The organism is Acinetobacter colistiniresistens, from assembly GCF_000413935.1.
GTDB classification, from domain to species: Bacteria; Pseudomonadota; Gammaproteobacteria; order Pseudomonadales; family Moraxellaceae; genus Acinetobacter; species Acinetobacter colistiniresistens.
The window spans coordinates 16,357-41,312 of sequence record NZ_KE340381.1 but is presented as its reverse complement, the minus strand read 5'-3'; the positions used below and the strand labels follow the sequence as shown (position 1 = coordinate 41,312).

Here is a 24,956-nt window from a genome sequence, read left to right as displayed (position 1 = left end):
TAGGCATGGAGTTTGCAGCATAGGGAAGCATGATGAACACAGAATATGACTATATCATTATTGGGGCGGGTTCAGCCGGTTGTGTGGTTGCAGCACGTTTATTACAAGCCAATGCAGGCCGAGTATTGGTGCTTGAAGCAGGGAGCAAGGATAGCAGCCTGTTCCATACTATTCCTGCAACAGTGATCAAAGTCTTTCAACAAAAATCGTGGCCGTACATGACGGTTCCACAACAACATTGCAACCAGCGAGAAATGATTCTTGCACAAGGCAAAGTCTTGGGTGGTGGCAGCTCAGTCAATGGTATGGTGTACTGCCGTGGACAGCGTCAGGACTATGATTTATGGGCATCGGAATGGGGATGCAGCAATTGGTCCTATCAAGATGTGCTGCCATTCTTTAAAAAAGCAGAAAAAAATGAAAGTCTTGCCGATGAATATCATGGTCAAAATGGCATCTTAGCGGTCAGTGAAAATCGTTACCGACATCCTTTAACCCTTGCTTGTATTCAGGCAGGGCAGCAAATGGGCCTGCACTATGTCAACGATTTCAATGGTTGGAACCAAGCCGGTGTTGGATTTTATCAGACCACCACACAGAATGGCGAAAGAGCCAGTACCTCAAAAACCTATTTAAAATCCGTTGAGCATCATCCAGATCTTAGGGTTATGACCAATGCACTGGTGCATAAAATCGAAATTCACGCGGATCAAGTCACGGGTGTGACTTTTAGCATTGCAGGCAAAGCCCCAGTGACTGTAAAAGCACGTAAAGAAGTGATTGTCAGTGCGGGGGCGATTGGCAGCCCTAAGGTTTTATTACTGTCAGGGATTGGGCCGAAGCAACATTTAGATGAACTCGGGATTGAATGTATTCAAGACCTCCCTGTGGGTGAAAATTTCCATGATCATTTGCACATGTCTGTGAATGCAACAGTCACTACCCAGAATAGTTTGCTTGGAGAAGATCAGGGCTTAAAAGCGGTGCGGAACTTTTTGCAATGGCAATTCACTTGCTCAGGTGTGTTGACTTCAAATGTTCTAGAGGGTGGTGGTTTTATCGATACTCATGACAATGGTCGACCAGATGTACAGTTCCATTTTCTGCCTGTACTGGATAATTTTGATAATACCCCTGGGGAGAAGGCAGCCGCACACGCACATGGTCTAACGATTAAGGTGGGACATGTACAACCCAAAGCACGTGGTAGCGTCCGCTTGAGTAGCAAAGATCCGAATGCCTTACCAATCATTGATCCTAACTATTTAGGTCATCCAGAGGATGTTGATGCCAATATTCGCGCCGTGCAGGCGGGATTACGTCTATTGCAGCAACCTGCATTAAAAGCGATTGTTCAAGCGGTCATTGAACCTGCAAATACCGATCCTGACGATATTGAAGCGATTGAGGCCTGGATGTGCCAGAACATTAAAACCGTTTACCACCCGGCAGGCAGCTGCAAAATGGGCAATACACCAAAAGATTCAGTCACAGACCAGACCCTTAAAGTACATGGCTTTCAAAATTTACGCGTCATCGACTGTTCAATCTGTCCGCAGGTGCCAAGTGGAAATACCAATGCTATTGCCATCATGATTGGTGAGCGTGGTGCCGATTTTATTTTAAATCAAGTTGCTTAATTGCTGTCTGTAGGTATTAAAAGAGGAGGATAAAATGAGTGAAGTACAAATTCTAGCTAGCGTACAGCAATTTATGGCACTTCAACATGGCCATTTTATTGGCGGTAAAATGACTGTCGCAGAAACAGCTGAACGGATTGAGCTGGTCAATCCAGCCACTGAACAAGTTGTATCAAGCATTGCGATGGCGACTCAAAATGAAGTTGCCAAGGCCGTCCAGAGTGCCGATGATGCTTTTCGAAATGCGTGGGCCAATACATCACCCTATGAACGTGGTCTGCGGCTGAATAAATTAGCCGATTTAGTGGAATTACATGCTGAAGAATTAGCGCAACTGGAAACCTTAACTACGGGCAAATTGATTCATCTGGCTCGACATTTGGAAGTGGCACAAACGGTTGTGTTTTTAAGGTATTTTGCAGGCTGGGCGACCAAGATCAATGGTCAGACTATGCAACCGTCAATTCCCTCCATGCAGGGTGAAAAATATACCGCTTATAGCATGCGCCAACCTGTTGGTGTGGTGGCCGGGATTGTGCCATGGAATTTTTCTCTGATGATTGGATGCTGGAAAATAGGTTCAGCATTAACTACGGGTTGTACTATTGTATTAAAACCAAGTGAATTTACCACTTTGTCATTATTGCGTTTGGCTGAACTTGCAATTGAAGCAGGCATTCCAGCAGGGGTGATTAATGTAGTCACAGGTAAAGGGGCGACTGGACAACACTTAATAAATTCGCCTTTAGTAAAAAAAGTCTCGTTTACGGGTTCAGTTCCTACAGGTATTGCGATTGGGCAACAAGCGATGAAGAATGACCTCACTCGGGTCAGTCTGGAGCTCGGTGGAAAAAATGCCGCAGCAATTCTTGCGGATGCTAATCTGGATGAAATCCTACCAACTTTGTTACAGGCAACCTTCGTACATCAGGGGCAAGTCTGTGCAGCTCCTGAGCGTTTCTTTATACATCAGTCCAAATATGATGAATTTGTAGAAAAGCTGACAGGAGCAATTCAACAGATAAAAATTGGTTCGCCACTGGATGAGTCGAGCATGTTTGGACCACTTTCCAATAAGCCACACTTTGACAAGGTCAAACATTATCTCGACCTTGCCAATCAAAATAAGCAAGTGATTTGTGGCGGTAAGGCTCTGCAAGGAACGGGTTATTTTGTTGAGCCGACATTATTAAAGGTACATGGTGTGGATGATCCTTTATTTATTGAAGAAACTTTTGGTCCTGTGGTGGATGTGATTGCTTTTGAAAATGATGACGAGTTAATTCAGATGATGAATCACTCCCGTTTTGGTTTAACAGCAAGTGTCTGGACCAATGATTTGGCCAAAGCTTTGCGTCTGATCCCGCAAATTGAAGCGGGTTCGGTCTGGGTCAATATGCATACCTTCCTTGATCCATCTGTGCCTTTTGGCGGGGTGAAAGCGTCAGGTCTGGGCCGTGAATTTTCTGATGCATTTATCGAAGATTATACTGAACTTAAATCAGTGATGATTCGATACTAACTTTATCTCAGATCTAAAAAATGGCCTGAAATGGCCATTTTTTTAATGCTTCAATTTATCCGCTAGTCAGTCAGAAAGTCTTTTAAAATATGATTGAAGCTTTCTGCTTGCTCAATATTTGAAATATGTGAGGCATTGATTTCGACCAGTTGCGATTGTGGTATCTGTTGTTGCATAAACTGTCCATCGGCAACGGTAGTCACAGGGTCTTGTGCACCAGCGATGATCAAAACAGGAATGTGGATGTCTTTGAGTTGATCACGGACATCCGCCTTAGCCAAAGCCTCACAACAATTAGCATAACCGTCCGCGCTGCCAGCACTTAAGTCGTTACACAGGTTATTGACAATTGCAGGATGGCTTTGGATAAAGGGATCTGTAAACCAGCGTGAAGCTGCTGTGGTAGCGATTGGAACTAAACCTTGCTTTCGAACCAGTTGGGCACGATCCAGCCATGCTTGTTCCTGTCCAATTTTTGCAGCGGTATTACTCGCAACCACACGCTGAAAACGCTCTGGGTAATGGATCGCTAGCCATTGCCCCGTTATTCCCCCCATGGAAATACCGCAGAAATTGGCTTTTTCAATCTTTAAATGATCAAGTAGGCGAATCACATCTTCACCCAGTTGCTGCAGGGTATATGGGCCTGTTGGCGTCGAAGATGAACCATGACCGCGTGTGTCATAACAAATCACATAAAATCGTTCTTTAAAATCATTGAACTGCTTTTGCCACATGCCATAGTTGGTGCCCAAAGAGTTGGAAAACAGCAGTGCAGGGGAGCTGGGATCGCCAAAGGTTTGATAATTAATTTGCGCATCAGCGGATTGAAAAGTGGGCATGAGGTGTCTTCCTTAATTCTGTTCGATACGTTCAATAATCAGCGCAATGCCTTGACCAACACCAATGCACATTGAACATAAAGCATAACGTCCCTTGATCTGTTCAAGCTGATTCAAGGCCGTTGTCACCAAACGCGCACCTGAAGCACCCAAAGGATGACCTAAAGCAATCGCACCGCCATTCGGGTTGATTCGTGCATCATCATCACTCAAGCCTAAATCACGAGTCACTGCTAAAGCTTGTGCTGCAAAAGCTTCATTCAGTTCAATCACGTCCATTTGTTCTAGCGTGAGATTGGCCTGTTTCAGTAATTTCTTGATGGCAGGTGCAGGCGCAAAACCCATAATCCGTGGTTCAACACCAACGGTAGTCGCAGCAATGATTTTGGCACGGGGTTTGAGCTGGTATTTTTCCACCGCTTCATCTGAAGCAATCAATACGGCAGCAGCACCATCATTAATCCCTGAGGCATTACCTGCTGTCACAGTCCCTTCGGCTTTCACCACAGCTTTAAGTTTGGTTAGGGCTTCCAAAGTGGTTGATGCACGTGGATGCTCATCGCGATCCACCACAATCGCATCACCCTTACGCTGTGGAATCGTCACAGGCACGATTTCATTGCTGAAGAAGCCTTTGGCTTGCGCCGTTGCAGTACGTTGTTGGCTGTTGAGCGCAAACAGGTCTTGATCGGCACGATTAATGTTGAACTGTTCCGCCACGTTTTCTGCGGTTTGCGGCATGCTATCCACACCATACAGTTGTTTCAGTCTTGGATTGATAAAACGCCAACCCATGGTGGTGTCTTCAATCTTTTGACTACGGCCAAAGGCACTATCCGATTTGCCCATCACATAGGGTGCACGGCTCATGCTTTCCACACCACCCGCAATGATTAAATCAGCTTCATTGGCTTTAATGGCACGTGCAGCCATGGCAATCGCATCCAGTGATGAACCACATAAACGGTTCACTGTGGTGGCGGGTACTTGATAAGGCAAACCTGCCAATAACGCTGACATACGTCCAACATTGCGGTTGTCTTCACCCGCCTGATTGGCACAGCCATAGATCACATCATCGACGTGTTGCCAATCGACACTTGGGTTACGTTGTATCAAAGCCTGAATCGGAATCGCTCCCAAGTCGTCGGCACGTATAGGGGCTAATCCACCCGCATAACGACCGAATGGGGTACGGATAGCATCGATGATATAAGCGTTTTTCATAGTCTTACATTTCCATTTCTAAAGCTATTGTGATCACTGCCACAAATTACAGGTTTAGTCATTCTTATTTCGTGTAGGCAACGCCTCACTTTTGCCCTGTCAAAAGTGACAAAACCCTTTGTTGAACAGAGGAGGCTTCCTTGCCTCCCTGTTCAACGGGCGACATCCCTGTCGCCTGTCACGATAGTCAATGAGGTGAAAAGTCTAAATCTTCCTAAGCAGAAGCTGTATTTAAACCTTAGCATTCAATGTTTCGCGGTGGCGGCATGGATGCCGCCCGTTAGACTGTGGTATATGGATATACCATCAGTCTAACAAAGGATTTTTGTTACTTTTTATCCTTAAAAATCTCCCCCTAACCCCTCTTTGTAAAGAGGGGAACTCCTCCCTTTTTTAAAGGGAGGTTGGGAGGGATTCATTATCCTTACGTCGCATCAATCAACTGCGCACCCGTCAAAGCTTGCAATTCCTCAAAGCTCAAACCGTCTACTTTCTCAATCACTTTTAAACCGTCAGCAGTCACATCAATCACACACAGGTCGGTATAAATACGATCGACACATTTCAAGCCTGTTGCAGGATATGAAAGAGTTTCAACAATCTTCGGTTCACCTTGCTTGGTGTTGTGATCGGTGGTGATAAATACTTTCTTGGCACCGACAGCGAGATCCATCGCACCACCCACCGCAGGAATGGCATCTGCTGCACCAGTATGCCAGTTGGCCAGATCACCATTAGCTGCCACTTGGAAAGCACCGAGTACTGCAATATCCAAATGACCGCCACGCATCATGGCAAAGGAATCACCATGATGAAAAAAGCTACCACCCGTCAGCATGGTGACATATTCTTTACCTGCATTGATCAGCTCAGGATCTTCTTCACCTTTGACAGGCGGTGGACCGAAAGCCAGCAAGCCATTTTCCGAATGCAGGAATACATCTTTATCCGCAGAAAGATAATTTGAAATCTTGGTTGGCAGGCCAATGCCGAGATTGACATAAGCCCCATCGGGAATGTCTTGTGCGACACGTTCAGCAATCTGGTCACGACTTAGTTTTTGATAGCTCATGTTTATGCTCCTGCGCCATTGGCTGCATCGACAGCGACCACATGCTGTACAAAAATCCCTGGGGTAATGATATGTTCAGGATCAAGTTGACCGAGTTCGACTAATTCAGACACTTGAGCAATAGTGACATCCGCCGCCATCGCCATGATTGGACCAAAGTTACGCGCAGATTTGTTATAGACCAGATTGCCCCAACGGTCGCCTTTGTGTGCTTTGATTAAGGCAAAGTCGGCTTTGATCGGATATTCCAGTACATAGTCTTTGCCCTCGATATGACGGGTTTCTTTGCCTTCCGCCAATAAGGTACCAAAGCCTGTTGGCGTGAAGACCGCACCTAAGCCCATCCCCGCAGTTTGAATACGGCACGCCAGATTGCCTTGCGGCACCAGTTCCAGTTCAATCTTGCCAGCACGATACAGCTCATCAAAGACCCAAGAGTCAGACTGACGCGGGAAGGAACAGATGATTTTCCGTACCGCACCTGTTTTAAGCAGTTTGGCCAAGCCATAATCGCCATTACCGGCATTATTATTGACGATGACCAAGTCCTTGATGCCAAGTTCGATTAATCCATCAATCAATTCAGCGGGTTGTCCTGCGGTGCCAAAGCCACCAATCATGATGGTGGCGCCATCCTTGATCTGTGACAGCACCTCAGTCAATGAGAGCTTACTTTTATCAATCATAAGGCCAACCTTTTATCCATGTTTTTAAATTTCTATACATACAGATTGCTGTATAAACGGGTATGCATAGAAATTTAAAAACTGTGAGCTAAGGTCTAGCTCACAGTGATTTTGGGAAGTTAAGCACCGACACGACGACGGTCAACTTCAGTGCTTGGTGCACCTGTTTTTTCTGCTACCAATTCCACATTAAATGTAATGTGTTTGAATGGCTTATTCACACCACGACGAGCAAGTTCAGCTTCATCAGTCACATCAACAGCAGTTGCGACCAAGCCTTCACGTGTTGCAAATGCAAAATCATCCCACAGGTATTGATCACCTTCGATATTGAACTGCGTGGTTAATTTGCGATAACCCGGTGCAGAAACAAAATAGTGCACATGAGAAGGGCGGTTACCATGACGGCCGAGCAAGTTCAGCACTGCTTGTGTGGTCCCTTCTGGCGGGCAGCCATAACCGACAGGCATAGTAGTCTGTGCCACATAGTGACCATCGGCATCCGATAAAATGGTACAGCGTAAGTTAAAGTCAGATTGGGACTTATCAAAGAATGAATAGTTACCTAGGCTGTTGGCATGCCAAATTTCGACTTTAGCGCCTTCGATTATATTACCTTCAGGATCAGTCACTGTACCTTCGATGAATAAGGTATCGACTTTGTCCGATTCAGAACCGTCATCCATACGGGCAAAACCGACAGATTCAGGAGCACCAGCCACATAGAGTGGACCTTCAATGGTACGCGGTGTTCCACCTGTAATGCCTGCTTTGGCATCAGCTTCATCAGCACGTAAATCCAGATAATGCTCAAGACCTAAGCCTGCTGCCAATAAACCGAGTTCATTGGCTTGGCCTGCATCGGTAAAGTATTCCAGACCTTTCCACAGTTCGCTTTGCGAGATGTCCAAATCTTCAATCGCCTGAAACAGATCACCGAGCAGACGAACCACAATTTGTTGTACACGTGGATTGACTTCACCTGTCGCGGTATCCACATTCATTTTTTTAACCAGTGCATCGATTTCTTGACGGTTCATACATAATCTCCTGAAGTATGATAATTTTTGGTGGCTCGCGGACTTGCTGTTTTGCTGCTTGCTTGGCTTGCCACATTCCTTGTTTAAATTCTGTTGTGATCTTTAGCTATCGTCTTCGCGGATGGCTGATGGATGACGATTCATCGCCATCACTTCAATATTCATGTAGGGATATAGCGGCAGACCCTGTAAAATATTGTGCAGCTCTTCATTGCTGTCCACATCAAAGATACTGATGTTTGAGTATTGCCCCGTGATGCGCCAGATATGACGCCATTTACCCTGACGCTGTAAATCTTGTGAATAGGCTTTTTCAACAGCTTTAATTTGATTGGCCTGTTCAACTGGCATATCGAGCGGGATATTCACATCCATTCGTACATGAAAAAGCATGGCAACTCCTTGAATTATTGACGACGCAGCTTGTCGATTTTGTCTTCATCCAGTTCAATACCGAGACCAGGGCCAGTTGGAATTTTGAGTTCAAAATTGCCATATTGAAGCGGTGTTTTTAAAATTTCTTCCGTGAGCAACAGTGGACCAAACAGTTCCGTGCCAGCGGCTAAATTGCTAAAGGTAGAGAAGGCATGTGCGGAAGCGATGGTGCCAACTGGACCTTCTAACATGGTGCCACCGTAAAGATCGATACCTGCCAGATTGGCAATTTTTCCGACTTCACAGGCTTCAATCAGACCACCTGATTGGGCAATTTTTACTGCAAACACTGAGGCGGCATTACTTTTTGCCAGTTGATACGCACTTTGCGGACCGGTTAACGATTCATCCGCCATAATGGCAATATCGAACTTGCGCGTCAGGCGTTGCATGGCGTCAATATTGTGAATTGCACACGGTTGCTCGATCAGATCAATACCACCATCCTGAAGCATTTGAATCCCTTTAATCGCGTTTAATTCAGACCATGCACGGTTAACGTCAACACGAATCGAAACATCTGCGCCCAATGCCTGTTTAATTGCCAGTACATGTTCAACATCCTGCTCAACTGGGCGGGAACCGATTTTGAGCTTGAACACATTGTGGCGTTTTAACGCAATCATCTTTTCTGCTTCAGCAATGTCCTTTTCAGTATTGCCAGAGGCCAAAACCCAAAGTACAGAGACACTATCACGTAGGCGTCCACCTAATACTTCACTGAGCGGTAAACCTAAACGTTGCGCCTGAATATCCAGTAGCGCCGTTTGAATGGCGCATTTGGCAAAACGGTTACCATTGATGCTATTTTGAATGGCCTGAAGTGTCTGAGCCACATTAAAACTGTCCAAAGTTTTTAACAATGGCGAAAAGTAATGCTCGATATTGGTTTTGACACTTTCAGGACTTTCATCGCCATAACCCAAGCCACCAATGGTCGTTGCTTCACCCCAACCAATCAAACCATCCTCTGTTGTCACTTTGATGAGGACCAAGGTTTGGGTTTGCATGGTTGCAACCGCCATCTTATGTGGACGGATGGTTGGAATCTCGACAAGTAGGGTTTCTATGGATTTATACATCTTGGGTATTTCTTTGATCCTGAGCTATTTACATACCCTAAATTAATGTAATATTTAGAACTAGACTGAATTTGGTATTTTTAGATACTTAAAAGGTATATTAAATGGAATTAAGACATCTTCGTTATTTCGTGACGGTGGTTGAGGAACAGAGCATTACCAAAGCGGCAGAAAAGTTATGCATTGCACAACCGCCATTAAGCCGTCAGATCCAAAAGCTGGAAGAAGAACTGGGGATTCTGTTATTTGAACGTGGTTCTCGACCTGTGAAAACCACAGAAGCGGGGCAGTTCTTTTATCAGCATGCGGTGCAGATTTTAACCCATACCGCTCAAGCGGCTTCCATGGCAAAACGCATTAGCACGGTGAACAAGATCGTGCGTATTGGTTATGTTAGCTCATTGCTTTATGCGCTGTTACCCCAAGTGATTTATCTATTCCGTCAAAATCATCCTGATATTCAGGTGGAATTGATTGAACATGGCACCAAAGATCAGATCGAAGCATTAAAGTTAGGTAAAATCGATTTAGGTTTTGGACGTTTAAGAATTAGTGATCCTGCGATTAAACGGATTTTATTGCGTAAAGAAAAACTTAAATTAGCCATTCATAAAAACCATCATTTGACCCGTTTTATCGATCAGGGGATTTATCTGTCCCAGATTATTGATGAACCTATTTTTTCTTATCCCGCGACCCAAAAACCGAATTTTTCCACTTTGATTCAGTCGATTTTTACCGACTTAGGTCTAGTGCCTAAAGACATGGTTGAGGTACGTGAAATTCATATGGCGCTTGGTTTGGTATCCTCAGGTGAGGGCATTTGCCTGATTCCAGAAAGTGCCAGTGATATCGGCATGAAAAATCTGGTGTATATCCCCATTCTGGATTTGGAGGCTTATACCCCGATCTCATTGGCGGTGCGCAATATGGATCAGAGTCCATACCTACCTCAGATTTTAGAATGCATTAAGCAGGTATTTGAAGAGGAAGGTATTCCGATCCAACTAGAGGGTGATTAAGCCACTCGAAGTACTCAGTTTACTTATCAGCGGTCATCATGATCGCTTTTTAATGTTTGTGAAAATGGCTTAAAACCAGACTTAAAAGGTATAACTATATACTTCATTATCTATGGAAAATTACATTAATAATTCAAATAATAAAAGCATGACCAATATTTGCTCAAATATATCTTTCTGAATTTATGCAGGTTTTTAAAAGGTATCGGGAAGCGTGGTCGAGGTGATGAGTGCAGATGTACCCATGACGTGAACGAATAAGAATTTCAAATACTTAGGAAAGGATTTCCCATGTTAAAACCAGATACGCTGTATAAAGCACAGCGCGTGGCACTGTACGCACTGTTTGGCTGTCTTAATATCAATGCGGCTTATGCGGATTTTTTAGAAGACAGTGAAAAAAGCATTTATCTACGCAACTTTTATTTAGAACGCGATTTTGAAGGAACCAATAAAGATCTAGGCAGTTGGTCTCAGGCGATGACAGGACGCTTTGAATCTGGTTATACCGATACCCCGATTCAAGTCGGTTTAGATCTGGGGTTTCAATATGCGCTGCGTTTAACGGATCGCTATGACGAACGTCTGGATACCGTATTTAAATATGATCAGTACCAAGGTCGACAGGAGCGTGATTATTTAAAATTAGGTGCGACTTTGAAATTTAAATATCACGATACTGAACTGAAAGTCGGTGAGCTTTTCCCAAAAACACCGGTACTGTTTATTGATGATTCTCGGCAATTGGTCACTACTTATGCAGGTGCCATGCTAGAAAGCAAAGACATCAAAAATTTAAAAGTATCGGCAGGGCGTTTTACCCATGTGAATGCCCGAGATGATGATGAATATCGAAAATTCACCTTAGGCAACTCGACAGACCCAAACAAAAGAAGTGACGGGCTGAATTTTCTGGGTCTAGATTATAATTTTACCCCTCAGTTGACGGGTTCATATTGGTTTGGGCAGCTTGAAGATATTTACCAACAACAATATTTGAGTGCGGCCTTTACGGAAACGGTCAACAAAAGCAAGCTTAAAGTGGATGCCCGCTACTTTAACTATAAACAAGATGGTGAGGCTTATTTTGGTGATATTGATGTCCAGTCAATTGGTCTGCAAGCCAGTGTGCAAAATGGACCGCATACCATTTTGACTGGTCTGCAAAAGCATATGGGTGAGAATAATATTCCTTTGTTGAATGGTTATGTTCCACAAGCCTATTTACAGAGTTGGTCTGCAATTGCTTTCTACAAAGCCAAAGAGTTCACTTGGCATGTTTTATATAGTTATGACTTTAAAGAGCAAGGTCTCCCCGGGTTAAAACTGACTTTACGCTATTTAAATGGCAGTGAAATCTATCGGGAAGGCTTTAAGGATAATAAAGAAACTGAGAAGAATGTGATCATCAATTACACCGTACCCGAAGGTAAACTAAAAGGCTTAGGCTTTGAATGGCGACATATCCGAGCCGATATTCAATATGGTGCGGGCAACAATCCAGGCACAGATTTTGTTGAAAATCGAATCATGACAACGTATACACATAAATTTTAACCCTGAGATCTCTATAGAGAACGGAGAGTCAATCTTATTCCAGCTCTTGAATAGGATTGGCCTTTTGAGAGGAGCAAGCAAGGCAGTTGCAAAGTCCAAAGTGAAGAAAAAAATCTTATCTTGAGTAGATTTAAAAATAGAACGTTAGACGGTAAAGGCTTCGGGAATTAGAACCAAAATAAATTAATGATAATAATTATCACTTTCATTGTATTTTTGTTATGTAATCTGTATGATTTTCTGTTTTTAAGATTTGTTTAAGGTTTTTATGCATTTGGAAATAAGTGCAGGCGAAAACTAAGCTGACTGGCATCGAATACTAAATTGAAGCGTCTTCCATATGTTTAAAGGGGGATTTTAAGTATTTTCCCATATTCGCTCTGAGCGTATCTCTGTTCGCTACTGTCCAAAATCTTAAACGTTGTTTTCTATCTTCCTTAAAAAGAGGTGATGATCAGTTTATATCATTCTCTTACGTGGTATTTTTTCTATGGCTATTGAAGCATCTGTGCCCTTGGTTTCCACTAAAAGGGTCGTAAAAAAGCAGCTTGGACAATCATCATTGGTTAAATACCGATTGATGATTTTTTCACGTTTTGTGCTCGCAATTTTTGGCGGTTATTACTTTGCAGCAATAACCGCCATGTTGCTCGGTGTGTTGTTTTCAACAGAGCCATCAAAAGCCAATGCGGTCTTTGCTGCAACCATGGTGGCTTTTTTAGTCCATTGTGCCGTGTTCATTTGGGTGTTTATGGTGAGCTCGACTTTGAAAGTCTGGATGGGCGTCATCATTCCAAGTCTGGTCATGACATTGGTGTATTGGTTTCTAAAAGGGTGATGTAATGCGTGTTGATGGTAAAAATGAAGGCCCACGCCAATCCATGTCATGGTTACATACGTGGACCAGCCTATTGTTGGGATGGTTGTTGTATGCTGTTTTTCTGACAGGAACACTCAGTTTTTTTCAAAATGAAATCACGGTCTGGATGAAACCTGAACTGCATCAGTCAGTGAATAGCACTTCACAGCAGCAACAATTGAGTTATGCGCTGAACTATTTAAATCAAAAGGGACAACCTGCCGAGAGTTGGAATATTCGTTTTGCCAATGAACGACAGCCTGCCATTATGTTGAATGTACGTAAGCCTGGTGAGGGGCGCCGTCGTGGCGGGGAAATTTATTTAGATGCGCAAACGGGACAGGAAATTAAAGCCCGCGAAACACGTGGTGGAGGTTTCTTATACCGCTTCCATTTTGAACTCTATGGTATGCCACGAATTTGGGGACGTTGGATCGTCGGTATTGCAACTTTGTTCATGTTTGTTGCCATTATCAGCGGGATTATCACGCATAAAAAAATTTTCAAAGATTTCTTTACCTTCCGTCCGGCCAAAGGCCAGCGTTCATGGTTAGATGCACATAATGCGACGGCAGTTTTTGCCTTACCTTTTCACCTGATGATTACCTTCAGTGGCCTGTTACTGCTGATGTTTCTGTTTATGCCATGGGCGATGAACAGTCATTATGGCAATAGTCAAAGCTTTTATCGGGTTTTAAACGAACCTGTGGCTAAAACACTTGAGCAGGCACGCTTACTCGAGTTACAAAAACAAAAACAGGCTTTAGCAGATGAGCGTGGGACTCGAGAGGGCAGCCGTCGTGATTCTGGACAAGCGGCGCCAGTCCTTGCAACTGCACCAATGATTAATTTGATTACACTCAGCCAACAGGTTCAGCAAGACTGGGGGAAAAATCCAATTGCATCGATTCGGATTAATCAGCCCAATACTATTGAGGCGGATGTTCAATTTAACGCGACCCACACCCGCACTTTGCTGGATCGGGAAAGTATTCCTTCACTCAAGTTTAATGCAGTAACAGGCCAGCTCATCGATGAAGCCAAGCCAGCCCAATCGGTATCAAAAGCAATTTATACCTTAGTGACATGGCTACATATGGCACGTGGTGTGGATTCAGTTTTACGTTGGTTGTTATTTTTATCTGGCGTGCTCGGGACGATGATGGTCGCTTCGGGGTTGATCTTATGGGTGGTGAAACGCGTTCCAGATGTACAAAAACTCGGTTATAAACCGTTCGGACATCGCGTGGTTGAAGTACTGAATATTACCGCAATCACAGGCCTGCCGATTGCTTGTGCAGCCTATTTTGTTGCTAACCGTTTTATCCCTGCTCAACTTGCAGAACGTTCGCCACTCGAAATTAATGTGTTCTTTATTTCATGGTTATTGTGCCTTATTCATGCAGTGATTCGGCCGCATCGTTCAGCATGGCTGGAACAATTGGCCTTGGTTGCAGCAATGTTCCTGTTTATGCCGATCCTGAATGGCTTCACAGGTGGGCAGGCGCTTTGGATGAGTATTTATCATGGGCAGTGGATGATTGCCAGTTTTGATCTGGTGTGCATCGTGCTAGGTCTGATTTTTATCTATGCATACTATAAATTAAAGCGTTACCAAGGCTTGCCGCTCAAGCAGAAAAAACAATCCAAGATTCAACCTGTACAGGAGCAAGCAGAGTGACAGCATTGATGTTGTGGTGTATTGCAGTGGTAGGTTTATCCAGTCTGGCGTGTGCAATGAGTAAGCATCAGCGTGATATTTTTAGTTCTCAGATTTCAGCTCAAAACAGTCGGCGGTTTGAGGTTGCAGGGTGGCTTATTCTCCTTGTTTCTGCGGTGCTGATTATCTGTGCTAAAGGTGCTTCAGTTGGCTTGTCGGAATGGTTAGGCTGTATCAGCTTTGCTGCTTTAGTGGTGGGGTTATTATTGACCTATCAGCCTAAAAAGCTGTTACAGGCCAATATGATTGTGAGTACGTTGTTCGGATTGTTGTTGATTATCAGCTTGATCTAAAGTCAGTAGATCGAAGTGTACTTAAATAAAAGGGGGAAACAGGGTTTCCTCCTTTTTTATTTTATGGATAGTCAACCGCGAGGATGTTGGGGCATCTTTAACGGGTCATCGCTGCTGATTGATCATGGCTTAATAATGGCTCTGTTGCCCATGTTCGTTCGTCATAGATTCATTGAGTGAATGATTTTCATTTTCAGTGTCATCTGAATGCCTTTGTGTAAATTTTAGTAGTTAATCAAGCAAATAGATTGTCGATATGTAGAATAAAAAACAACCATTATTATTTTATTAAGCGATTACTTTTTCATAAATCAACTCAGATCTTTCTCATTTCATCTTCATCCCAGTCTGAGATAAAGGAGCAAATATGATTGTATTATTGATATTGCTTGGCCTATTGATTCAGCTCGTTGTGGTATGGGCTGTTTTTTATTTTGAAGTCAATCGGAGTGTGGGTTGTCTTGTTTCCATTGTTGCCGCCGTTCTCTGCAGTGTGTTGATTACACCGTGGAGTCTGTTATTGGGTGTGCCGATTATTCTCGCTAGTGTGATTATATTGATTGCGCCGTTACGTGATGCACTTGTGAGTCGACCTGCCTTTAATATTCTCTCAAAAGCCATGCCGAGTATGAGTACGACAGAAAGAGAAGCTTTAGAGGCGGGCACTAGCTGGTGGGAAAAAGAGCTCTTTATGGGGGCGCCAGATTGGGAAAAGTTTGATCAGTATCCGTATCCGATGTTATCAACAGAAGAACAAGCCTTTTTGGACAATGAGGTCCAACAACTCTGTTCAATGTTGGATGAATGGCAGATCCATCATCAAGAAAAAGATCTGCCGCCTGAGGTTTGGCAATTTATTAAAGACCAAGGTTTTTTAGGGCTGATTATTCCAAAGTCATTTGGTGGGAAGCAATTTACGCCCTTTGCACAAAGTCGAATTATGAGCAAAATTGCTTCTCGCTCGCTCACCGCAGCAGTCAGCTGTATGGTACCGAATTCACTTGGTCCGGGTGAATTACTGCTGCACTATGGGACAGAAGAGCAAAAACAACGTTATTTACCGGGGCTGGCAAAGGGGACGGAAGTCCCTTGTTTTGGCTTGACTAGCCCTGAAGCGGGTTCGGATGCAGGTGCAATTCCTGATACTGGCGTGGTCTGTTATGGACAGTATCAGGGGCAAGAAGTATTAGGCTTAAAAATGAATTTCTCCAAGCGCTGGATTACGCTTGCACCGATTGCCACTGTCATTGGTTTGGCGTTTAAACTGTATGATCCAGATGGGTTGTTAGGGGATAAAGCTAAAGTGGAATATGGCATTACCTGCGCCCTGATTCCTGCGGATCATGACGGAATCAAGATCGGGCCTCGCCATAATCCGGGTGCGCCGTTTATGAATGGTACGGTTGAGGGCAGTGATATTTTTATTCCACTGGACTGGATTATTGGTGGACAGCAAAATGCGGGTAAAGGCTGGCGGATGCTGATGGAATGTCTCGGTGTGGGTCGGGGGATTTCATTGCCTGCTCTGGCAACGGCAGGAGCGGAAATGAGTTATTTACTGGTCGGTGCATTTGCCAGTGTGCGTCAACAATTCAAAATCTCAGTCGGGCATTTTGAAGGGGTGCAAGAGGCAACCAGTGATATCGCCAGTGATGCCTATATGTTGGAGTCCTTCCGCTATCTTGTTACTTGTGGTTTAAACCAAGGTGGAACGCCTGCGGTGATGACGGCGATGGCCAAATACTATGCGACTGAAACCATGCGCAAAGTGGTGAATCATGGCATGGATGTGGTTGGTGGTCGCGCAATTCAGTTAGGCCCCCGTAATTTCCTCGCGCTGACTTATCAATCTATTCCGGTGGCGATTACAGTGGAAGGGGCAAATATTCTGACCCGTTCTTTGATGATTTTTGGTCAAGGCTCGATGCGCTGCCACCCTTATTTATTTGAAGAATTACAGCTCTTGCAATCTGAAGAGAAAGCCGCTGCGTTCAAGCAATTTTCGCCCCTATTGTTTAAACATCTTGCGTATACTTTTAATCGTGCTGCCAAAGCATTGGTTTATGGTATGAGTGGTGGTTCCAATGCAGGCTCTCAACAGGCTGATGATTTTTCTAAACCTTATTACAGCAAGATCAACCGTTTCAGTGCTAATTTTGCCTTAACGGCAGACATGGCGCTGGGCATACTAGCGGGTGATTTAAAACGTAAAGAAATGCTGTCTGGGCGTTTGGCGGATATCCATGCACATTTATTTATCGCAACGGCAATCTTAAAATACTATGAGCATGGTCAACGAACTGAGGCTGAACAGAAGCATGCCGAATTGGCGTTAAATAAAGCGTTATATCAAGTGCAAGAAGCCTTCTTTGGTTTTTATACTAATTTCCCGATGAAACTTGCTGCCTGCATGGTGAGATTCATCTGTTTTCCATTTGGCCGCCCAATTGCAGCACCATCGGATCAATTAAAGCAGGAGGTTGCTCAGTTGATTATGCAAGAACATGCATTCCGTGAGCAATTGAAACAACACGTTTACTATAATACCGATGCCAATGATGTGATGGGACGTATGGAATCGACCTTTCAGATGTTATTGCAGCGACAACCACTGTGGAATAAATTCAAAAAAGCCGAGTCGAAAGATCAGTTCAGCGGCCTGACTTTTGAGGAGCGAATCAGCAATGCGGTTGAAATTGGATTTATTACAGAGGCAGAGGCAGAATGGCTTTTACAATACAATGCCAAACGTTATGACAGCATGCTGACCGATATTTTTGATGCACATTTAGAGCATGATTTACCACTTGAAAATCCGCACCTTAACAGCTGATTTGTTAAGCTGTTGAGATCAACCGAGAACAGTCCTCAATATATTAGGGGTGAGATCACTCATACTTTAATCATATTCTGGGCTGTTTTTCATAACAATTCTAAATTTTTATGCTGATCTGTTATATTTTTTTTAGAAAATTCTGTGTCTTTCTTTGTTCTGTATCTTATTGCACTATAACAATATGAGTTGAGCAAAGCCAAAGGTGCCGATATGAGTTTTTTGAAAAAAAAGAATAATGCCAGTTTTGTGTTCTTCATTATCACACTGTATGCATTCATTGGATTCGGATTAGGCTACATCATCTGGGAATATTTACTGTAACCGTGACTGTGCTGCCTTATTGAAACAGAATTGAATGAAGAGATGACAGCGGGAATTGTTATTCCCTCTGTCACAGATCATTTATTTGCTTAGAAATGCCACAGCTTCTGTAATCAAGGCGGAGACCTCTTTCGGTTGTGAAGCTAATGAAGCATGGCTGGCATTGAGCGAAATGACTTTTTTTGCATTCAATCGATCGGACATGACGGCTTGATTTTCAGGGCTGATCATTCGATCTTGTGTAGAGATTTGATACCAGGATGGCTTGGTTTTCCAGGCTGGGTTGCTAATGTTATCGCCAAAGGTACTGGCTAAAGGCGCTTTTTGAGTCACCCCCATTGCAAAGCCTTCATCTTGAGTTAAATCCTGACAGAAACTTTCGTGAAACTTATCCACTTTTAACCAGAGATAACCATCGCTATCAGGTGCTAAATTCGGTGCAGCAACGGGTAAATGTTGCTGTGTAATTGCGCCAGGACTTTCATTATAATCTGGTGCAAAAGCGGCTATATAAACCAGACCTACGACATTGGGGTGGTTGCCTGCTTCTGTAATCACGGCACCCCCATAAGAATGGCCGACCAGAAGTACATCACCCTCAACTTGGGCGATCATTTTTCGCGTTCGTTCAACATCATCTGCAAGAGAGGTGAGTGGCAGTTCGACTGCACGTAAGGCACGATAGCCTTGATGGGACAATTCAGTAATCACTTTGGTCCAGTGGGCAGCACCGCCCCAAAAACCGTGTACCAAAATAATGGTGGGTTGAGTACTCATACTTATCTCCTAACTAAATGCTATTTTATTGAATTTTCAGTGTTTAATCGTGGACGTCTTAGGGTATGAAGAGCTAGGTGGTGGGTGTTTTTTATACTATCTAAATCTTCTCAAAAGATTATTGGTGTTTTGTATTCACAATAAATGAAATGCCAAAGTTTTTGCAGAAATACTTTTAAGGACAAAGGTATGGAATGAGAGCAGAACATGATAAACGGGGATTAACCGATATCTTTTTTTGATAGTGACCGATGGATTGATATCTTTGGTGAAATCTATGGTTTGGAGCGGATTGAACTGATGCCTGTTTAACTGCACCAGTTCTGGCAAACTGAAATCTAAGCAGGGCTTTTACTTCCTCAGTGACCATTGGATCGCGGCATCAAACAGTTTTAAACCCTCTGCTGATAGATTGGTAAAGGTATCATTGTTGAGAAAAAACATTAGCCGTTTTGCTGGGGCAAGTGATTCATAGTCCATGGTTGCACCTTTTTCATAGCCCCAGATTGCCACTTTTTCAGGTTGCCCATAAATGGTCGCGATAATGGTGGCACCTAATCCAGGTTTCCCCCAACTCATTGGCGCTTGTGCTTTGTATACATTATGCGTCCCTGCCGAGAGTTGTGCAGACAAGGGGTGTGGGGCATTGACCAGCCATAAGTAACGTTCTTTTTCAACCTCGCCAAAATCGGTATGGATTCGTTTGCCAGTCATGGCCAGATCATCCAGATAATCATTTTCCCATGTCATCAGGGGAATCGGCAGTTGTCGCCAACCTGATTGCAGATTTTTGGAAGCCACCGTTGAGGAGATCAGCACCAGATCGGTGTTTTTTAAACGGTCAGGGGAAATCGATTGATCGAATATTTCAACCTGATAGCCTTGGTGCTGTAAGTATTTTTGAATCGCAACATCTGTGGCTGAGGATGCGCCATTGATCTGAGAAACCAGTGCAATTCGGGTTTGGGCATAAATAGAGGATGTCCATACACAGAATGCAATGATCACCGCCATGATAGAAATTAGCTTTTTCATATTAATCTCAAAAGCGCAGTAATGAATTTGCTGCGCTGAGGTCATGTTTTAGAATTTAAAGGTTGCACGCAATACTGCTTGGCGAGAATCACCTTGAGATACGGCCAGATTATTGACGCTGGCGGTGTAATAGGTTTTGTCAAAGAGATTATTTAAATTAAATTGGAAGTTGACTGCTTGTTTGGCAATAGTGGTGTCATAGCTGATAAAGGCATTCGCCAATGTATACTCAGGCAAATCAAAGGTATTTTCTGAATCACCTGCGCGTTTACCCACATAATTACCACTGAGACCTAAACGTAAGTTGCCTTGATAAAGTTCACCATAATTATAGGCCAGAGCAAGCGACGCAGTATCTCGTGCGACATTACTCAAACGATTGCCTTGTAGACCAATTTCATCTTCAGTGACTTTGGCATCGGTATAGGCATAGGTCAGGGTTGCATCAAGCTGATCGGTCAGACGGCCGGTAAGGTCGAGTTCAGCACCTTTAGAACGTACGGCACCTGTGGTGTGCAGTTCGACTTCTTTTGCGGCGTTGGTTATTTTGGCGAGCACATTACGTTTTTTTATATCATAGAGCGCAAAATTGGCTTTGATACGATCATTGAGTTGGTATTTTGCACCGATTTCATAGGATTTTGCTTGTTCAGGACTCACGTTTGCATCAATGACTGCATTGCCACCTAAAGGCGCGATAGAAGACGATGGCTTAAGTGATTCGGTATAACTGCCATAGAAGGAAAGCTGGTCATTCCATTGGTAAACTAAACCTGCATGGGGCAGCCAAGCATCATCTTTGCTGTTGGTGTTTTCCTTAAACGGTCGGCCACGCCCAGCAGTCTGTTGATAATTGAGGTAACGGCCACCCAATACTGCAATCCATTGATCATTTAAGTGAATTGCATCTTGTAGATAAAAACCATAGGTATGTAGTTTATCAGTTTGGTCGCTATCGGATGCCACGATATTCCGAGAGGCTTCAACAGTACCAAACTTTGGATTTAAATAATCTAAAGTTGAAGTATCACCACGGACCATATCTGGACGGAAATATTTACGGTATTCGATATCTGAACCAATTTGAAGATCATGCTTTAAGCCAAGTAAATTGACTGAGCCATTAAGATAGGCTTGGGCATTACTATCGACACTTTCTGCATTTAAGGTCGCATCGGTACGACGTGTCACCGTATGATTGGCTGTATTTAACTTGGTTACACGTAACTGGTTGGCATCATAGGTTTCATAGTTATAGCTATAGCCCAAATGCGCTGACCAAGTATCATTAATTTGATGGTCAACCAGCAATTGTGCCAGATGAGCTTCGCCTTTCATTTGGTTAAAGGCTTCATCTAGGCGTTGATATTTTGAGATCGGCAAGGCTTTCTTGGTGTTAGGATCAAAAATAGTGGAACGATCAAAGGGCACATCAAAGTCACGATACTGATAGCTGAGATTGACTTTGGTTTGGCCATTATCCCAAGCTAAGGATGGGGCGATCAAGGTCTGCTTTAGATTGCCAAAATTACGCCAGTAGTCCGCATCTGAATGATCTGCAATAAAGCGGTAGGCAAAGTTACTGTCATTAATTGCACCCGTGGTATCCAGACTGGCACCTAAACCATTTTTACCGGCAGCAAAACTTGACCCATAAACTGAAAGCTCGGTTTTTTGTGTACGTTCAGGTTTTTTAGTAATAACATTGACCACACCCCCTGGGTCCATGATGCCATAAAGTAAAGAAGCTGGGCCTTTTAACACTTCAACTTGTTCAACGGCGGCATTCATGGTGCGACCTTGTACAATCGGCATACCATTGACGGTAATTGAACCGTCACGATTATCGCCGAATCCGCGTTTCATCACGGTATCTTGAGTGCCCCCTAATGTATTGCCTTGGGTAATACCACTCACTTGAGTCAGTGCATTGTCTAAGTTTGCAGGCATATAATCCTTCACATACTGCTTAGACACCACGTTGACTGTTTGTGGACTTTCCAGATTTTTTTGATTGCCTCTCAAGGTCGATGTTGATTGTGATCCAATATAACCTGTGCTGGATTCAGCCTGCACGCTAATGGTCTCTAGTTGCGTGGGTTGAACCACTGCCGTTTCTGCCCATGACGCAACTGGAAGGAGAGATAACAGCAAAGGACTGCTATGTTTTAAAATTTCAACAGTAATGAGATTTTTACGTGGGGAGAAAGCAGACATAAGCATACCTGAGCGATACAGAACATGAAGTTGAGGCAGGAGAGGCATGGCCATTTAAGCAGACGGCGACATATGCAAGGCCATAGAAAGTGCTTAAGTATATTTAAATAAGAATCATTTACAAGAACTTAAGCCGCAGTAAGGCAATGAAAAAAATTAAACAATTGATAATGCGTTCATTATTTTTAAAAAATGATTTTATTTTTACTCAAGAAAAAAAGAGGGCCGTTATTGAAAAGAACATATTCGTAAGCTTATAAAATTTATTATAATTATTTCATTATTTATGCTTTGTCGGAACATGGCAATGAATGTCATTCATAGTTCAATATTTAAATAAATCATTTTATGCATAATGACTTGTTCAGTAGGCTTAAATGATCGGGATGAGTGAGAACATAAGTAAGATGAAGCATGGATGCATAAAACTCAAAGTACAATATTTAAAATGACATAGAGTCTAAAAATGAAAAGATTAGATTTTGCAATAATTGATCCTCATATTCATCAGTGGGACCCTTATCACACCCCTCATTCAGCAGCATTATTGGTCAAAGTTTTAGGGAAATATCCTGCTGCGATGGATCGAGTCATTCGCTGGGTCAAACCTAAACCCTTGTTGGAAAGTTTAGGAATCACACAATATGCTTTAAGTCCTTATTTGCCTGAAAATTATCACGCCGACAGCGCGCCATTCTCAGTGGAACGTGTGGTGCATGTTGAAGCCAATTGGCATCATCACAAAGGCTTTGGGGTAGTGGAAGAAACCCAGTGGATTCAGCAATTAGACTTTAAAGCGCAAGGCTTAAAGCTCGGTGCCATTGTTGCAACAGCGGATCCCCGAGACCGGAAATTCAAAGACATTCTTAACGCACATCAAGAGGCAAGTCCGCTATTTCGTGGTATTCGAAAAATGGCAGCGTGGCATGAGGACACTGGTATTTATCGTTGGTGTGATCGGCCGCATTTATATCAGCACAAAAAATTTCTCAAAGGCTTTGAACAACTGGCACGACTGGATTTGTCCTTTGATGCATGGGGCTACTCAACACAATTATCCGAGATAACAGCCTTGGCTCGGCAATTCCCTCAAACACGGATTGTGGTCGACCATTTGGCAACACCTGCGGGACTATTTGGCGCCGTGGGTAAACGTACAGGAAAAACGCCAGCACAACGGATGGCGATTTTTCAGCAATGGCAACAGGATTTGGCACGCCTCGCCGAGCAGAAAAATGTCTATGCCAAAATATCAGGCTTGATGATGCCTGTACTTGGACATCGCTTTTATCAGCAACAGCGAACGGCAACAATCTCTGAAATTGTCAATTTACTAAATCCAATGCTGCAACATGCGATTCAGGTTTTTGGAATCAATCGCATTATGTTTGCTTCTAATTTTCCGATGGATAAACCCAACGTTGCTTTGGTTGACTTAATTCAAGCTTATATCCAAATGTTAAGTCCTTACGGTGAGCAGGCTTTACATGCCATGTTTAGACAAAACGCTGCTCATTTTTATCAACTTAAAATAGAGTCATCACATGAAAAATTTTAATCAAAAAGTCGCTGCAATTACGGGTGCAGGGTCAGGAATTGGGCAACAACTGGCGATTTTATTGGCGCAGCAAGGGGCACATTTAGCCTTAAGTGATGTCAATGAAAAAGGATTGGCAGAAACACAGGCTTTAGTACAGCAATATCCAGTCAAAGTTAGCTTGACTCAGTTGGATGTATCAGATCAGCAGGCCGTTCGTCATTGGGCAGCAGACAGCTTCAAGGCACATGGCAAGATCAACCTGATTTTCAATAACGCAGGCGTGGCCTTAGCCAGCACGGTGGAAGGCATGAGCTATGAAGAACTGGAATGGATTTTCAAGATTAATTTTTGGGGTGTCGTTTATGGCACTAAAGAGTTCTTGCCTTATCTCAAGCAAAGTGGCGAAGGGCATATCATTAACATTTCCAGTCTGTTTGGTTTAACCGCACAGCCAACGCAAAGCGCTTATAATGCGACCAAATTTGCTGTTCGTGGTTTTACGGAATCTTTAAGACAAGAGCTGAAACTTCAAAATGAGGGCCTCAGTGCAACCTGTGTGCATCCAGGCGGTATCCGCACCAATATTGCCAACAGTGCCCGCATGAGTGACAGTATTCGCAGTTTAGGCATGAATCCAGCTAAGGCCAGTCAGGCATTTAATAAAGTCTTAAAAACCCCACCAGAGCAGGCGGCTAAAGTCATTCTAGATGCAGTGAAAGCGGATAAAGCGCGGATCTTGATTGGTAATGATGCCAAAGTTCTGGATTTGATTCAGCGTATTACCCCGACCCATTATTCGTATGCTTTGAGTTTTTTTAGCAAGAAAAGTAAAAAAAAGAAAGCTTAAAATGCTTGAGCTGCTCTCTCAATCATTGAGGCTGTATTCAAAAGAAGGTAACTTCATGGCTTTAAGGTGCATAAAAGAAGGTTAAGCTCAACCTTCTTTCTTGATCTTTACAATGTTTTCACGTTTGCAGTTTTCAACATTAACCTCAGGTATTTTTTCTGAACAAGCTGAGATAAAGAATATTAGAAAAAGAATAACGCTTATTTTTTTATATAAAAACCTTATATTTTAACAACCTATTGCTTTCTCAGTTGTATGAAATTGATCTGGGTGGTGTAAATGTTATTTCCGTCTCTGTTTGATTTTTATGGGTGAAGGCATTGCCCACTGTTAAACAAGGAGGTTATTGGGAGAGCAATGCTTTCACTCAAAATCATATAAAATTG

At 43.3% G+C, this 24,956-nt stretch carries 22 protein-coding genes; 11 read left to right on the top strand and 11 right to left on the bottom strand.

Annotated features, from left to right (window positions below):
- The first annotated feature begins 32 nt into the window (after window positions 1-32).
- Entirely contained in the window at window positions 33-1,640 is a 1,608-nt protein-coding gene (locus tag F907_RS05240) for a GMC family oxidoreductase (RefSeq protein ID WP_032862322.1), read from the top strand.
- A 34-nt stretch (window positions 1,641-1,674) separates the two neighbouring features.
- The gene (locus F907_RS05245) at window positions 1,675-3,162 is read left to right on the top strand and encodes an aldehyde dehydrogenase family protein (protein ID WP_016652765.1); all 1,488 of its coding nucleotides are present in this window, start codon (window positions 1,675-1,677) and stop codon (window positions 3,160-3,162) included.
- A 62-nt stretch (window positions 3,163-3,224) separates the two neighbouring features.
- Here the strand turns inward: F907_RS05245 and pcaD are convergent, their stop codons facing one another.
- From pcaD to F907_RS05280, 7 genes are all read right to left on the bottom strand, one after another.
- The gene (pcaD, locus tag F907_RS05250; protein WP_016652764.1) at window positions 3,225-4,004 is read right to left on the bottom strand and encodes a 3-oxoadipate enol-lactonase; all 780 of its coding nucleotides are present in this window, start codon (window positions 4,002-4,004) and stop codon (window positions 3,225-3,227) included.
- 12 nt (window positions 4,005-4,016) lie between these two features.
- A complete protein-coding gene (pcaF, locus tag F907_RS05255; protein ID WP_016652763.1) occupies window positions 4,017-5,231 on the bottom strand; it encodes a 3-oxoadipyl-CoA thiolase in 1,215 nt (404 codons plus the stop codon).
- Between the two features lie 424 nt (window positions 5,232-5,655).
- Window positions 5,656-6,303, bottom strand: a complete 648-nt coding sequence (locus F907_RS05260) for a 3-oxoacid CoA-transferase subunit B (RefSeq protein WP_016652762.1) — start codon at window positions 6,301-6,303, stop codon at window positions 5,656-5,658.
- A gap of 2 nt (window positions 6,304-6,305) precedes the next feature.
- Entirely contained in the window at window positions 6,306-6,989 is a 684-nt protein-coding gene (locus F907_RS05265) for a 3-oxoacid CoA-transferase subunit A (protein WP_016652761.1), read from the bottom strand.
- A gap of 119 nt (window positions 6,990-7,108) precedes the next feature.
- Window positions 7,109-8,029, bottom strand: coding sequence for a catechol 1,2-dioxygenase (catA, locus tag F907_RS05270; protein ID WP_016652760.1), 921 nt, complete (start codon window positions 8,027-8,029; stop codon window positions 7,109-7,111).
- A gap of 102 nt (window positions 8,030-8,131) precedes the next feature.
- Window positions 8,132-8,422 carry a muconolactone Delta-isomerase gene (gene catC / locus F907_RS05275; RefSeq protein WP_004654828.1) on the bottom strand — a complete coding sequence of 97 codons (291 nt, stop codon included), beginning with the start codon at window positions 8,420-8,422 and terminating at the stop codon, window positions 8,132-8,134.
- A 14-nt stretch (window positions 8,423-8,436) separates the two neighbouring features.
- On the bottom strand, window positions 8,437-9,546 hold the full coding sequence (locus F907_RS05280) for a muconate/chloromuconate family cycloisomerase (RefSeq protein WP_016652759.1): 1,110 nt from the start codon (window positions 9,544-9,546) through the stop codon (window positions 8,437-8,439).
- 104 nt (window positions 9,547-9,650) lie between these two features.
- Here F907_RS05280 and catM point away from each other — a divergent pair, with 104 nt between their 5' ends.
- The 7 genes from catM (at window position 9,651) to F907_RS18955 (ending at window position 18,154) form a co-directional block, all read left to right on the top strand.
- Window positions 9,651-10,568 (top strand): cis,cis-muconate-binding transcription regulator CatM, encoded by a 918-nt coding sequence (gene catM, locus F907_RS05285; RefSeq protein ID WP_004654826.1) that lies wholly within the window; start codon window positions 9,651-9,653, stop codon window positions 10,566-10,568.
- Between the two features lie 291 nt (window positions 10,569-10,859).
- Window positions 10,860-12,125 (top strand): OprD family outer membrane porin, encoded by a 1,266-nt coding sequence (locus tag F907_RS05290; protein ID WP_016652758.1) that lies wholly within the window; start codon window positions 10,860-10,862, stop codon window positions 12,123-12,125.
- 490 nt (window positions 12,126-12,615) lie between these two features.
- On the top strand, window positions 12,616-12,963 hold the full coding sequence (locus F907_RS0118100; protein ID WP_032862278.1) for a DUF3649 domain-containing protein: 348 nt from the start codon (window positions 12,616-12,618) through the stop codon (window positions 12,961-12,963).
- Between the two features lie 4 nt (window positions 12,964-12,967).
- Complete coding sequence (locus F907_RS05295; RefSeq protein ID WP_016652756.1) at window positions 12,968-14,665, top strand: PepSY-associated TM helix domain-containing protein; 1,698 nt, start codon at window positions 12,968-12,970, stop codon at window positions 14,663-14,665.
- Window positions 14,662-14,997, top strand: coding sequence for a DUF3325 domain-containing protein (locus tag F907_RS05300; protein ID WP_005273646.1), 336 nt, complete (start codon window positions 14,662-14,664; stop codon window positions 14,995-14,997). Before F907_RS05295 ends, F907_RS05300 begins: the two co-directional genes overlap by 4 nt.
- Before the next feature lie 367 nt (window positions 14,998-15,364).
- Window positions 15,365-17,830, top strand: a complete 2,466-nt coding sequence (locus tag F907_RS05305) for an acyl-CoA dehydrogenase (protein ID WP_016652755.1) — start codon at window positions 15,365-15,367, stop codon at window positions 17,828-17,830.
- Window positions 17,831-18,043: 213 nt separating this feature from the next.
- On the top strand, window positions 18,044-18,154 hold the full coding sequence (locus tag F907_RS18955) for a hypothetical protein (protein ID WP_085942243.1): 111 nt from the start codon (window positions 18,044-18,046) through the stop codon (window positions 18,152-18,154).
- 81 nt (window positions 18,155-18,235) lie between these two features.
- On the opposite strand, the gene F907_RS05310 is transcribed toward F907_RS18955, so the two are convergent.
- The 3 genes from F907_RS05310 to F907_RS05320 form a co-directional block, all read right to left on the bottom strand.
- Window positions 18,236-18,931, bottom strand: coding sequence for an alpha/beta hydrolase (locus F907_RS05310; RefSeq protein ID WP_016652754.1), 696 nt, complete (start codon window positions 18,929-18,931; stop codon window positions 18,236-18,238).
- A gap of 351 nt (window positions 18,932-19,282) precedes the next feature.
- Window positions 19,283-19,966 carry a hypothetical protein gene (locus F907_RS05315; protein WP_016652753.1) on the bottom strand — a complete coding sequence of 228 codons (684 nt, stop codon included), beginning with the start codon at window positions 19,964-19,966 and terminating at the stop codon, window positions 19,283-19,285.
- A 48-nt stretch (window positions 19,967-20,014) separates the two neighbouring features.
- Window positions 20,015-22,183: a TonB-dependent siderophore receptor gene (locus F907_RS05320; protein WP_016652752.1), complete on the bottom strand. Its 2,169-nt coding sequence runs from the start codon at window positions 22,181-22,183 to the stop codon at window positions 20,015-20,017.
- Window positions 22,184-22,649: 466 nt separating this feature from the next.
- On the opposite strand from F907_RS05320, the gene F907_RS05325 reads away from it, so the two are divergent.
- The gene (locus F907_RS05325) at window positions 22,650-23,741 is read left to right on the top strand and encodes an amidohydrolase family protein (protein ID WP_016652751.1); all 1,092 of its coding nucleotides are present in this window, start codon (window positions 22,650-22,652) and stop codon (window positions 23,739-23,741) included.
- Entirely contained in the window at window positions 23,728-24,570 is an 843-nt protein-coding gene (locus F907_RS05330; RefSeq protein ID WP_016652750.1) for an SDR family NAD(P)-dependent oxidoreductase, read from the top strand. The genes F907_RS05325 and F907_RS05330 overlap by 14 nt, the downstream gene beginning before the upstream one ends.
- A gap of 87 nt (window positions 24,571-24,657) precedes the next feature.
- On the opposite strand, the gene trbK is transcribed toward F907_RS05330, so the two are convergent.
- Window positions 24,658-24,744: an entry exclusion lipoprotein TrbK gene (gene trbK / locus F907_RS19265; RefSeq protein ID WP_228129559.1), complete on the bottom strand. Its 87-nt coding sequence runs from the start codon at window positions 24,742-24,744 to the stop codon at window positions 24,658-24,660.
- Between the last annotated feature and the right edge of the window lie 212 nt (window positions 24,745-24,956).